This window comes from Psychromonas sp. SR45-3, from assembly GCF_014163575.1.
Taxonomy (GTDB): Bacteria; Pseudomonadota; Gammaproteobacteria; order Enterobacterales; family Psychromonadaceae; genus Psychromonas; species Psychromonas arctica.
In genome coordinates, this window is the sequence record NZ_JACJDP010000011.1 from 98,220 (window position 1) to 110,953 (window position 12,734).

General features: G+C 39.0%; 14 protein-coding genes. 8 read left to right on the forward strand and 6 right to left on the reverse strand.

All coding sequences use genetic code 11. The features are described from left to right. Nucleotides 1–28: 28 nt before the first annotated feature. A complete protein-coding gene (locus tag H5084_RS08565; RefSeq protein ID WP_182690180.1) occupies nt 29–772 on the reverse strand; it encodes a tRNA-uridine aminocarboxypropyltransferase in 744 nt (247 codons plus the stop codon). 207 nt (nt 773–979) lie between these two features. Beyond that, nucleotides 980–1,615, reverse strand: coding sequence for an alternative oxidase (locus tag H5084_RS08570; RefSeq protein ID WP_028869170.1), 636 nt, complete (start codon nt 1,613–1,615; stop codon nt 980–982). 468 nt (nt 1,616–2,083) lie between these two features. Between H5084_RS08570 and H5084_RS08575 the strand changes: the two genes are divergently transcribed. Together H5084_RS08575 and ansA are read left to right on the forward strand one after the other, a co-directional pair. Continuing rightward, complete coding sequence (locus H5084_RS08575; protein ID WP_220485928.1) at nt 2,084–2,416, forward strand: DUF1971 domain-containing protein; 333 nt, start codon at nt 2,084–2,086, stop codon at nt 2,414–2,416. A 43-nt stretch (nt 2,417–2,459) separates the two neighbouring features. After that, nucleotides 2,460–3,479, forward strand: a complete 1,020-nt coding sequence (ansA, locus tag H5084_RS08580; protein WP_028869168.1) for an asparaginase — start codon at nt 2,460–2,462, stop codon at nt 3,477–3,479. A 68-nt stretch (nt 3,480–3,547) separates the two neighbouring features. On the opposite strand, the gene H5084_RS08585 is transcribed toward ansA, so the two are convergent. Continuing rightward, entirely contained in the window at nt 3,548–4,441 is an 894-nt protein-coding gene (locus tag H5084_RS08585; protein WP_182690181.1) for a LysR family transcriptional regulator, read from the reverse strand. A gap of 102 nt (nt 4,442–4,543) precedes the next feature. Here H5084_RS08585 and H5084_RS08590 point away from each other — a divergent pair, with 102 nt between their 5' ends. The 4 genes from H5084_RS08590 (at nt 4,544) to H5084_RS08605 (ending at nt 8,984) form a co-directional block, all read left to right on the forward strand. Continuing rightward, a complete protein-coding gene (locus H5084_RS08590; RefSeq protein ID WP_182690182.1) occupies nt 4,544–5,242 on the forward strand; it encodes a CoA transferase subunit A in 699 nt (232 codons plus the stop codon). Between the two features lie 36 nt (nt 5,243–5,278). Then, the gene (locus H5084_RS08595; RefSeq protein WP_182690183.1) at nt 5,279–5,935 is read left to right on the forward strand and encodes a 3-oxoacid CoA-transferase subunit B; all 657 of its coding nucleotides are present in this window, start codon (nt 5,279–5,281) and stop codon (nt 5,933–5,935) included. A gap of 96 nt (nt 5,936–6,031) precedes the next feature. After that, a complete protein-coding gene (locus H5084_RS08600) occupies nt 6,032–7,207 on the forward strand; it encodes an acetyl-CoA C-acetyltransferase (protein ID WP_028869164.1) in 1,176 nt (391 codons plus the stop codon). 319 nt (nt 7,208–7,526) lie between these two features. Beyond that, nucleotides 7,527–8,984 (forward strand): short-chain fatty acid transporter, encoded by a 1,458-nt coding sequence (locus tag H5084_RS08605; protein ID WP_182690184.1) that lies wholly within the window; start codon nt 7,527–7,529, stop codon nt 8,982–8,984. 120 nt (nt 8,985–9,104) lie between these two features. Here the strand turns inward: H5084_RS08605 and H5084_RS19725 are convergent, their stop codons facing one another. The 3 genes from H5084_RS19725 to H5084_RS19735 all read right to left on the reverse strand — a co-directional run bounded on the left by H5084_RS19725 (nt 9,105) and on the right by H5084_RS19735 (nt 9,889). Then, on the reverse strand, nt 9,105–9,320 hold the full coding sequence (locus H5084_RS19725) for a hypothetical protein (protein WP_259396715.1): 216 nt from the start codon (nt 9,318–9,320) through the stop codon (nt 9,105–9,107). A gap of 161 nt (nt 9,321–9,481) precedes the next feature. Further along, on the reverse strand, nt 9,482–9,712 hold the full coding sequence (locus H5084_RS19730; RefSeq protein WP_259396716.1) for a LysR substrate-binding domain-containing protein: 231 nt from the start codon (nt 9,710–9,712) through the stop codon (nt 9,482–9,484). Nucleotides 9,713–9,721: 9 nt separating this feature from the next. Continuing rightward, on the reverse strand, nt 9,722–9,889 hold the full coding sequence (locus H5084_RS19735; RefSeq protein ID WP_259396717.1) for a hypothetical protein: 168 nt from the start codon (nt 9,887–9,889) through the stop codon (nt 9,722–9,724). Between the two features lie 375 nt (nt 9,890–10,264). On the opposite strand from H5084_RS19735, the gene H5084_RS08615 reads away from it, so the two are divergent. Both H5084_RS08615 and tdh read left to right on the forward strand, forming a co-directional pair. Continuing rightward, complete coding sequence (locus tag H5084_RS08615; protein ID WP_028869162.1) at nt 10,265–11,470, forward strand: glycine C-acetyltransferase; 1,206 nt, start codon at nt 10,265–10,267, stop codon at nt 11,468–11,470. Continuing rightward, entirely contained in the window at nt 11,460–12,494 is a 1,035-nt protein-coding gene (gene tdh, locus H5084_RS08620) for an L-threonine 3-dehydrogenase (RefSeq protein WP_028869161.1), read from the forward strand. Before H5084_RS08615 ends, tdh begins: the two co-directional genes overlap by 11 nt. Nucleotides 12,495–12,734: the final 240 nt, after the last annotated feature.

The window sequence follows — 12,734 nt, forward strand, 5'->3', positions numbered from 1 at the left end:
TGTTTAACAATGTTAACCTGTGGCAATGCTAATCTTTGACTCGCTGCTCAGCAAATGCAGCGATTAAATGCTGTTGGCTGTTTTGCGCAGGTAGCTGCTGTCGAGACTTGCCAAGCAGATAGTTTTCTTTAAAGGTGGAAAATAATAATGTTAACAGATGTGCATTGTCTGTTTCACCTAGGCTATCCAATACCAAACTGGCCACTTCTGCTGTTGCTAGTTGATATTCTTTAGTCGCTTTACGCACTATATATTGTGATAGTTTTTCCGGTGCAAAAGATAACACTGGAAAATCGTCTAGGTATGGGCTTTTACGAAACATTTTTTTAGCTTGTGCCCAGGTGCCATCCAATAAAATAAACAAAGGCCGTTTATCTTTGATAACAGAGGGGATAGATGAATCAATGGGTAACACTCTTTCTTGCGCTGCATATTCAGCAGGAAATATAACAATAGGGTACCACTGTGGATCTGCTAGCAACGCTAACATGTCTGTATTGGGTTCGGTACGAGACCAGATATAAGCTTGTGTATCTGTAATCAGATCAGCGATTAAACGCCCCGTATTACTAGGCTTTAATATCTCATCATCATACATTAATAATAAAAAAGCACTTTGGCTACTGACGGTTTGTTTGATTGAACAAATACATAAGTAGGGGAGTAACATACAGTGTTTACAGCGTGCAATACTACCACCTCGCGCTAGAAAAGGGCGTGTGCTTTGGCTTAAACGATGGTCGTATAATGTATGAAGTGCATGGATTCGCATAATGAGCTCTATTGTTGAGAGGCTGCGATTATACGCAAAAAAACTTATTGAAAAAGGGGAACTCGCTGAAAGAATGGATTTGCAGGCCAGTCAACAGCTAAAAGGTTAAGCTGCTGCAAGAGGGGAGCGAGTAATAACTAAAAAGGGACAACATAAAGCATCCCTTTTATTTTAAGAAGTATTCTATATAAAGATGATGCTCGTATTTTATTGTTGATGAGATGGTAAATCGTTACTTTCAAAAGAGTCAGCAAACTCGTGATTACGATCTCGGTGCTTCGCTTCATCTTCACGAATACGCAATACCACGTCACGTAATAACGCTTCCTTAGGAAGTTTATAATAATCCTTTGCTATTTTAGGTGCTGCTACATTTTCAACCACACCCGCATCTATTTTTTCTAGAAATTCCGTATAACTCTTGCAAGCTTCTTCCTCAAAATAACCGACTACTCTGTGTGCTGTTTTAGAAGATAAAACATATAAAAAAGTATACACAAATAAAAAGGCACCTTGTCCTAATAACACCAGAGTACGTTCAATCCATGTGGGTTTGGCAATATCTAAAAAAATCATTAAATGCATGCGCTCATTTTCGGCTTCATCTAATAACTCCCTCACCCATCCTTCATCATCACGCATACGACGTAATGCTTTTAAATGGTTTAGCATACCCGCGACCATGCCCGGCACTGCAGCAATCGTTTCTAGGATCACAGCCCGTTTCGCGTATTTAGTACCGTAGAAAATATTAAGTGTGAATTTTAATACCTGAGTGATTTTATAAGCGATCGACTCAGACATTTTACTTGGCTTTTGGTGCAACAATTCAAAGTTTGACATAGTATCTCTCTCAGTAAGTTAATAGGAATTCCACTAGAAATTAATACTAAAATTGATCTAGGTCAATGTGTATTACTGAGCGTAAATAGATGGTTTTATGGTTTGTAACCTACTGTTAACAAATATAAAAATAGATTTTTGACAGTTGTTATTATTTATCTGTGCAACTACTTGAAAATCGTTTTATTGATCGATATTTGTTAGTGATTTGTGAGAAAACTGATTTTAAGTGTTACATTCAAAATGATTAAAATTTGACATGTAAAATTGGTTATTTAAAGTGATAACTAACAGAAACCATGTGTATTAATATGCTTAGGCATAAAAAGGTTCGTTATTATTCTTATTAAATAGGTATTGTAGCTGTACTTGTATCTGTAATAGTAACATTAACAATAACAGCAATATTTACAGTGGCAGGTTATGTTACTGTCACTATTCGTTTTGTGATTTAAAAGGAAGACAATTATGAATATACCCGATGATTTTGTACATTATAAAAGTACCCCGTTATTCACTAAAAGTAATATTCCCAAACTATTTTTATTTGAACACAATACCAAGGCTGGCGTATTTGGTAAAATATGTGTCACCTCTGGCCATTTAAAATTTTATGGATTCAGTGAACGACGTGGTTTAATAGAGCAAGAGATTATTATTCCTGCTGGAGAGTCTGCAATTTCACCTCCTGAGTATTGGCATAAAGTAGAGTTTTTAAGTGATGACACAGCGTTTGAAGTGAAATTTTATGCACAAAAAGACTCTGACATCGTCAAACAAAATTTATCTGAACGAAACTAATTAGTTTCTACCTCAACGTTATACATAAAGAACTGAGAATTTAATGGCTGAAAAAAAACGTATCTATATCGCTTATACTGGTGGCACTATCGGTATGAAACCTTCTAAAAATGGTTTTATTCCCGTTGCTGGTTATTTATCTGAAACGATTGAAAATATGCCTGAGTTTTACCATCAGGATATGCCTGAATTTGAAATTCATGAATATGAACCTTTGATTGATTCTGCTGATATTTCACCGCAGGCATGGCAGGTATTAGCAACGGATATTCGTGATAAGTATCACGATTTTGACGGGTTCATTATCTTGCATGGCACCGATACGATGTCTTATACCGCCTCTGCATTATCGTTCATTTTTGAAAGTTTGAATAAACCTGTGATCATTACTGGTTCACAAATACCCCTTTCACAATTACGTTCAGACGCGAGAGCAAACCTATTAAATTCTTTGTATATTGCTGCTCATCATCCTATTAATGAAGTTTGCATATTTTTTAATAATCAATTGTTTAGAGGCAACCGTACCACAAAACAACATGCCGATGGTTTTAGCGCATTTGTGTCGCCGAATTATCCGGTGCTGTTAGAAGCTGGGATTGAAATTAGAAACGTCGCAGGCAAAAAACAAAAGTCGATTAATACTCGCTTGACGATTGGCAAGATTGAACAACAATCGATTGCAATATTGCACCTTTTCCCTGGGCTAGATTGGCAAGTGTTAGATAACCTATTAAAGAGTCCGTTACAAGCCTTGGTTTTATTGACCTATGGAGTAGGAAATGCACAGCAAGATCCGCAATTATTAAATACTTTAAAAGAGGCAAGTGATCGCGGTATTTTAATTGTTAATTGCAGCCAATGTCTAAAGGGCAGTGTCAACATGGAAGGTTACGCAACTGGTCATGCCTTAAGCGAGGCAGGGGTGATCAGTGGTTTAGATATGACCACAGAATCGGTGATTGCTAAGCTATATTATTTACTTAGCCAAGAGTTAAGCTACAAAGTAGTGAAAGAGTTATTAACGACTGATCTACGTGGTGAATTAACATCATTTAATTAGCCATTATCCGAATTTATTAAGTTGTGATTTACTAAGTTGCTGTTTATCAACTTGTTATCTCCAACTCACTATACGATGGTGTTTTTAAATGTTTCAATTAAGGTATCGATCATTTCCTGTGCAGCAATGGAAAGTGGTACCTTAGCTTTTGTGATGATACCCACATGACGAGAAATTATTGGTGCTGAAATTGGCAAGCAAATAGCACCTTGTTCGTGCATTTGGGCTTCGCATAAAGCCGGTACAACTGCGACCCCTAAGCCCTGTGATACCATTTTACCCACGGTTGCTAATTGGTGGGCATCAAAAGCCACGTGCAACTCCATCCCCTCTTTTGCTAACGCCATTTCTATTAAGTTACGCACACTTGAAGGTTTTTGTAACGTAATAAAATCGCATTCAAGTAACTGTTTCCATGTGAGTTCTTTCTCATTTTTGAGCGAACAATTACGATGCATCACGGCAATAAAGCGATCATTAAATAACGCTTGAAAGTTTAAATCTTGAGTATTTTCTGGCTCAAAAGAGATGCCCATTTCAATATTTCCCGCTCTCACCATTTCCACCACCGTATCGGTTAACACATCGTGAATTTCGATGCTGATATTAGGATTTTTTTGCCGATAATTCATCAATACTTTGGGCATTAAAGAAGCGGCAAAAGAGGGCATAACTGCGACGGCTATTTTTCCTCTATCTAATGTAAATCTCTGTTTTAGCTCATTTTCTACCTTATCCCACGCATCGACTAAGGATTTAGCCATGGACAGTAATTTTTGCCCTTCTGCGGTCAACAAAGTACTCCTTGTAGTACGAGTAAATAAGCGTCCCCCTAAGGAGTCTTCTAAGCTCTTAATCGACAAACTTACCGCTGGTTGTGACATGTGTACAAGCTTGCCTGCTTCGGCAAAACTTTGGGTATGTGCAACGGCTAAAAAAATACGAAGTTGTTTTACATTCATAACAAAACCAAATTAATAGATAAAAATAATAAATTTATTTAATGAATTAGTATGAGGCACACTGTTGAAAATTAAAATGACGTTGTATTTAAAGGTGGATCTATGGCTGGTTTCGACAAAGTAGTGACAACATATGAAGATGCTCTTAGTGGCTTAAAAGATGGCATGACGGTGATTGCTGGTGGTTTTGGTTTGTGCGGTATTCCTGAAAACCTGATTGCTGAGATTAAGCGACTACAAACAAAAAATCTGACCATTGTCTCGAATAATTGCGGTGTGGATGGTTTTGGTTTAGGCATTTTGTTAGAGGACAAGCAAGTAAGCAAAATGGTCTCGTCATACGTTGGTGAAAATGCTTTGTTTGAGAAACAGCTACTTAATGGAGAGCTGGATGTAGAGTTAACTCCACAGGGAACTCTAGCTGAAAAAATGCGTGCTGGTGGTGCAGGTATTCCCGCATTTTATACCGCAACAGGTGTTGGAACCCCAGTTGCTGAAGGTAAAGATACACGTTTTTTTGATGGTCGTGAATATCTGCTAGAAGAAGCAATCACGGGCGATTTTGCAATTGTAAAAGGCTGGAAAGCAGACCGCTACGGTAATGTAATTTATCGTCATACGGCACAAAATTTTAACCCAATGGCGGCAACCGCAGGAAAAATTACCGTGGTTGAAGTAGAGGAGTTAGTTGAAGTGGGCGAGCTTGACCCTGCTCATATCCATACTCCGGGTATTTATGTTGACCGCGTTATTGTTGGTACCTTTGAAAAGCGTATTGAGAACCGTACAACAAGTAAATAACCCTTTTTAGTTTAATGCAAATTTATAGGTGATTTTATGGCTCTTTCTCGAGATCAAATGGCGATTCGCGTGGCACGTGAATTACAAGATGGTTACTACGTTAATTTAGGAATCGGTATTCCCACGTTAGTGGCTAACTTTATACCGAATGGCATGCAAGTGATGCTGCAATCTGAAAATGGTTTATTGGGGATGGGATCATTTCCAAGTGAGGCCAATGTTGATGCGGATATGATTAATGCAGGTAAACAAACTGTTACCGCAGTATCTGGTAGTTCTATTTTCTCATCTGCAGAATCTTTTGCGATGATCCGTGGTGGTCATGTTGATTTAACGGTATTAGGTGCATTTGAAGTGGATGTGAGTGGCAATATTGCCTCATGGATGATCCCGAATAAATTAATAAAAGGCATGGGTGGTGCAATGGATTTAGTGGCTGGTGCTGACAATATCATCGTCACTATGACACACGCCTCTAAAAATGGAGACTCTAAGTTATTAGATGTTTGTTCATTACCTTTAACTGGCAAAGGTTGCATTAAGAAAGTCTTAACTGATTTAGCTTGGTTAGAAATTGAAAATGGAGCATTTGTTTTAAAAGAACGAGCGCCTGGAGTGTCGATAGAAGAAATTAAAGCTAAAACTCAGGGACGTTTAATTGTGCCTGACCATGTTCCTGAAATGGTGTTTTAACTAGGTCGTTATGTTTAGGTAACTAAATAACTAAGTAGCTATGTTTAAGTAAATAGCTAAGTTGATTTAAGTAATTATTCGAGTAAAGAGGTCACTATGGAAATTGTTATTGTTGCTGCGGGTCGTTCTCCGATTGGTTCTTTTAATGGCAGTTTGTCATCATTAAGTGCAGTCGAATTAGGCCGTCAAGTATTAGCATCAATGTTAATAAAGCAACCTATCTTCAAGCAACATATTGATGAAGTTATCTTAGGCCAAGTATTGACTGCGGGTTGTGGACAAAATCCTGCTCGTCAAACTGCAGTTCACGCAGGCCTTGATCACACGGTTTCTGCAATGACCATTAATAAAGTCTGTGGTTCTGGTTTAAAAGCGGTTCAACTCGCAGCACAAGCGATCGCTAATGGCGATGCACAAATGGTGGTGGCAGGTGGCCAAGAAAGTATGAGCCAAGCTGCGCATGTTTTGCCACAAAGTCGACAGGGTAAAAAAATGGGGAATTGGTCATTAGTTGATTCCATGGTCAGTGATGGTTTATGGGATGCGTTTAACGATTATCACATGGGCCAAACCGCTGAAAATATTGCTGAACGTTGGGCATTTTCTCGCGATCAACAAGATACCTTTGCTGCACATTCACAACAAAAAGCAGCACAAGCACAAGCCGCTGGGCAGTTCGTTGAAGAGATAGTGCCTATCTGTATTCCTCAGCGTAAAGGTGATTCCATTATTGTTGAACATGATGAGCAGATCCGTCCTAATAGTACAGTGGAAGGCTTAGCTAAGTTACGTCCTGCTTTTACAAAAAATGGCACCGTGACCGCGGGTAATGCTTCGACGCTTAATGATGGCGCAGCGATGGTGATTGTTACCTCTAAAGAAAAAGCAGAACAGCTAGGTTTACCTGTATTGGCTACTATTGTTGCCTCTGCAAGTGCTGGTGTTGACCCTGAAATTATGGGCATTGGTCCAATTGAAGCGACTAAAAAAGCACTAGCAAAAGCTGCGTGGACGGTTGCAGACTTAGATGTGGTTGAAGCTAATGAAGCGTTTGCTGTGCAAGCAATGACAGTTAATAAAGAGCTCGAGCTTGATACCAACAAGGTCAATGTTAATGGCGGTGCAATTGCATTAGGACATCCTATTGGTGCATCGGGCTGTCGCATTTTAGTGACGTTATTGCATGAGATGAAGCGTAGCGAACATAATAAAGGGTTGGCCACACTTTGTATCGGTGGCGGAATGGGCGTGGCGATGTTGCTATCTCGTTAAGCCTTTACCAGTGGTTTTATTCGTATTAATTAGCATGCTATTGATGTGAATAAGGCCTCAAATAAATAATGTTTCGGTCTGTAAATTATCAGTTTTAAACTCAATTGTCGGTAACCATTTTATCGGTCGCCACGGCATAATCTGTACCAAAAAAAGCAAAATATCCCAACATTATAACAATAATAATGATGTTTTTATTAATGCGTTTAGTTAATGGATCGTTACTAAAGCAACATTGATAGTGAACATATTGACTATTACACAACCGATAATTATCGAAAAGGTAATTATCACAACAACGATATAATAAGGAAATTTTATGAATACGAACGTAGCACAACTCAGTGTATTACAAAGACTCAGTAAGTTTTTTGTAACTCTACTTCAACGTTACCTTCCGGATCCCTTTATTTTTGCGATTGTATTAACCTTAGCGGTTTTTGTGTTGGTTATGCCGAGTACGGGGCAAAGTCCAATACAAGTTGTTGATGCGTGGGCTGGTGGATTTTGGAAATTACTAACCTTCTCAATGCAAATGGCAATGGTAGTTGTGACAGGACATGCAATGGCCAGTGCTCCTGCTTTTAAAAGTAAACTAGCGGTACTCGCGAGTATTGCTAAAACACCAAATCAAGCCATCTTATTAGTGACCTTTATTAGTGCTATCGCTTGTTGGGTTAACTGGGGATTTGGTCTGGTTGTTGGTGCTATATTTGCGCGTGAAATTGCTTCTCGTGTAAGGGGGGTGGATTACCGTTTGCTCATTGCTTCTGCTTATAGTGGCTTTTTATTTTGGCATGCGGGGTTATCAGGTTCGATCCCATTAGCGTTGGCAAGTGGCACTAACTTGAGTGCCGTGACTAATGGCGCGGTAACGTCACCAATTCCAACCTCTGAAACGATTTTCTCAACCATGAATTTGACTATTCTTGCGGTGATGTTAATTACTATTCCAATTTTGAATCGCTTAATGCATCCCGTAGGAAAAGATATTATCACCATTGATGCGCAATTATTAAAAGAGCAAACTGCACTGCAGGGAGCTGGCCAAGGTAAAGCGTCAAAAGGCAGAAATTTTCAAGGTAAAGAGTTACAGGCTGACACATTAAATGATCAAGAAACGGAATCTCAGGAAAAAATGACACCTGCAGAGCGTTTAGAAAATAGCCGTGTGTTGTCAATGTTACTGGGAGCGATGGGGTTTACTTACATTATCTATTATTTTATTAATAATGGTTTTGCACTTAATCTTAATATCGTCAACTTCACCTTCTTATTCTCTGCAATCCTGCTACACGGAACGCCTAAGAGCTTATTAAGTTCCGTTTCTCAAGGCGCTAAAAACTGTTCAGGCATATTATTACAGTTCCCATTCTACGCCGGTATCATGGGTATGATGACTGCAATGGGCGATTCAGGTACTTCATTAGCAGGGATTATTTCTGCAGGTTTTGTTTCAATTTCAAATGAAACAACATTTCCTGTCTTTACCTTTTTAAGTGCTGGGATTGTAAACTTTTTTGTACCGTCAGGTGGTGGTCAATGGGCCGTTCAAGCACCGATTATGATGCCAGCAGGTGCTGCATTAGGTGTTGATGCTGCGAAAACAGCGATGGCGATTGCTTGGGGAGATGCATGGACTAATATGATCCAACCTTTTTGGGCATTACCTGCGTTGGCAATTGCAGGCTTAGGGGCTAAAGACGTGATGGGATACTGCATCATGGCGTTATTCGGCTCTGGTGTTATTATTTCGCTTGGCTTATTAGTGTTTTAATTAAAAACATTAGCTAATGTCTGCGGCGTTAAATTAGCGTTGAATGTCGCAGGCATAACCAATAACCAATAACCAATATTAAACAGGCTGCTACCATTACTCTATTAATGTTGTATTTTCTTATTCCGTATTAACCACGCCTTCATTAAAGTTACCTTTCATTAAGTGTGCTGTTACAAACTCAGTAAACACTTTTAAACGAGAGGGCATATATTTGTTCTGTGCATATTGCATTGCTATTACACCTGCGTAGTTTCCTTTAATTTCACCATCTGAAGGAACCTCAACTACTTCATTGTTTTGTAATACATTTTTAATGAAAAAGTCAGGAAGCATACCAATCTTAAAAGCATCTTTAACGCCATTTAAGCGTTTTTGAGAATTGTTGGCTGCATAGCCCCCGATACGGCTATTACGTGTCGTCCATCCTGCTTCATAAATGCCCAGATATGGTCGATAGCGGTTTCACCTAAATACAAGCAATCATGGTCTGATAGTTATTGTGGATGAGTCGGACAACCTCTTTTTTTGATAGATTCAGGGCTTGCACAGAGCTTTAAATTAACTTTACCAATCTCTTTCATGATCAACCCTTCAGTGGGTTTATCGGTTAAGCAAAATACCACATCAACCCCTTGCACTATCATATCGATATCACTGTCTGACGCTCTTGGCTTTAATTGAATTTTTGGATATTCAGTTAAAAAAGAAGTGACCAGTGGCTGCAATCTAAGGCTTTAAAAGGCTTTGGGTGGAGCAACGGTTAACATTCCTGAAGGTACGGTATATTCTAAACTAGAGATATCAATAGCTTGTTGAACTGCCTCAAGGATGATCGTCGATTGTTGGTATTTTTTTTTACCCGCATCGGTGAGCAATAAGCGGCGTGTTGTTCGCTCAAACAACTTTACCGATAATGGACTTTCTAAACGTGTGATTAATTTACTTAAAGTAGAGGGCGTTACTCCTCACTTTTTAGGTGCCGTGGTAAAGCTTCCTTGACTGACAACAACAATAAGCGTGGCTAAATCGGGTAATCATGTAATTAGTTTATTTGTGCTCATAATTCACAAATGATTTTCCATGTTAGGGGCTAATAGTAATAATCGCTTTCAATTAGAATGAATTTATTCGGTTTTATTATATTTTTTATAAGCAACATTAATATGTCGCTTTCTATATAGAAAATTACATATAAAAGATTAACGACTAAAGCCATCACAATAAGAATTACTTAATCGCTTATACTTAAGCAATGACAACTTAAAGAAGGAAAGTTTATGTCTTCTACATTCTACGCACAAATCAAAACACAAATAGAAACAGTAAAGAATGAAGGATTATACAAGTCTGAACGTATCATTACTTCCGCGCAAAAAGCTTCTGTTTCAATTTCTACAGGGCAAGAAGTATTAAACTTTTGTGCCAATAACTATTTAGGTTTAGCTAATCATGAAACGCTTATTCAGGCCGCGAAAGATGGTATGGATGAACATGGTTTTGGGATGGCATCGGTACGTTTTATTTGTGGTACACAAGATTCGCATAAAATATTAGAGCAAAAGCTATCTACTTTTTTAGGTAAAGAAGACACCATCCTTTATACCTCATGTTTTGATGCCAACGCGGGATTATTTGAAACTATTTTAGACAAAGAAGATGCGATTATTTCAGATGCATTAAACCATGCTTCTATTATTGACGGTGTTCGTTTATGTAAAGCAATGCGTTTTCGTTATGCCAATAACGACATGACTGAACTTGAACAACAATTAATTGCTGCTAAAGAAGCGGGTGCTCGCCATACTCTTATTGTTACTGATGGTGTGTTCTCAATGGATGGGGTGGTGGCAAACTTACCGGCCATTTGTGACTTAGCTGATAAATATGATGCACTGGTAATGGTTGATGATTCTCACGCAGTTGGTTTTATGGGCGAAAATGGCGCTGGCACACATGAATACCATGATGTGATTGACCGCATTGATATTATTACTGGTACGCTAGGTAAAGCGATGGGCGGTGCCTCTGGTGGTTATACTTCAGGTAAAAAGGAAGTTATCGATTGGTTACGCCAACGCTCTCGTCCGTACCTGTTTTCTAACTCGGTTGCACCTGCGATTGTTTCAGCATCTATTCGAGTGTTGGATTTACTCGCTGAATCTGGGCATCTTCGCAGCAAACTATGGGAAAACTCAGCGCACTTCCGTACGCGTATGGAAGCCGCCGGTTTCACCATGGGAGGAGCTGATCATGCCATTATTCCTATTATGTTAGGTGATGCAAAAGTTGCAGCGGAGTTTGCTGAGCGTGCCTTATCATTAGGTATTTACGTGGTGGCTTTCTCTTTCCCTGTGGTACCTAAAGGAAAAGCACGTATTCGTACACAAATGTCAGCCGCACATTCGCGTGAACAGCTTGATACTGCGATTGATGCGTTCATTAAAGTTGGGCAAGATATGGGGTTAATTAGTCATGAAGATTAAAGCGTTAGCAAAATTAAAATCCGAAAAAGGGTTATGGATGACGCAAGTTGATAAGCCTGAAGTTGGGCATAATGACTTGCTTATCCGCATTAAAAAAACAGCGATTTGTGGTACTGACATTCATATTTATAACTGGGATGAATGGGCGCAACAAACTATTCCTGTACCTTTAGTTGTTGGTCATGAATACGTGGGCGAAGTGGTTGGCATGGGACAAGAGGTTCGCGGTTTTAATATCGGTGATCGTGTTTCTGGAGAAGGGCACATTACCTGCGGACATTGCCGTAATTGTCGCTGTGGTCGTACCCATCTTTGTCGTAATACAAGTGGTGTAGGGGTTAATAGAACAGGGGCCTTTTCTGAATTTTTAGTATTGCCTGCGTTTAACGCGTTTAAGATCCCTGATCAAATCTCCGATGATCTTGCATCTATTTTTGACCCCTTTGGTAATGCGGTTCATACCGCGTTATCGTTTGATTTGGTAGGCGAAGATGTCCTGATCACTGGTGCTGGCCCAATAGGGATTATGGCTGCCGCGGTTGCAAAACATGTTGGTGCTCGTCATGTGGTGATCACCGATGTTAACCAATACCGTTTAGATCTTGCTAAAAAAATGGGCGTAACACGTGCTGTTAATGTCAAAGATGAAAAACTAGAAGACGTAATATCTGAACTGGGTATGACAGAAGGTTTTGATGTGGGATTAGAAATGTCTGGTAACCCAGCTGCGTTTAATAGCATGTTAAAAAATATGAACCATGGCGGTAAAGTCGCTCTATTAGGTATTCCACCTGCAGAGATGGCAGTGGATTGGAATCAGGTTATCTTTAAAGGTTTAGTGATTAAAGGTATCTATGGTCGTGAGATGTTTGAAACCTGGTACAAAATGGCCAGTCTTATCCAATCGGGCTTAGATTTAACACCTATTATTACACATCATTTTAGCGTGGATGATTTCCAAAAAGGCTTCGATATGATGTGTTCTGGTAAGTCAGGTAAAGTGATTTTAGACTGGGAAAAATAGTAACTTTGTTGCTGGTTGATACTGATACTGATACTGCTACTGGCTTAGTAATGCTGGTTAATACTGTTGCTAGCTTATAGTTAGTCAGAAGTACTGAAAGCTTTTTATTAGTCTAACGTACTGAAAAATAGTTAAATATTGATACCATTCTGAAAAAAAATCAGAATGGTATCAGCTTAATATAGATGTGTCGTTATGGTCACTATATTAGTTATATTAGTTATATTAGTTATATTAGTT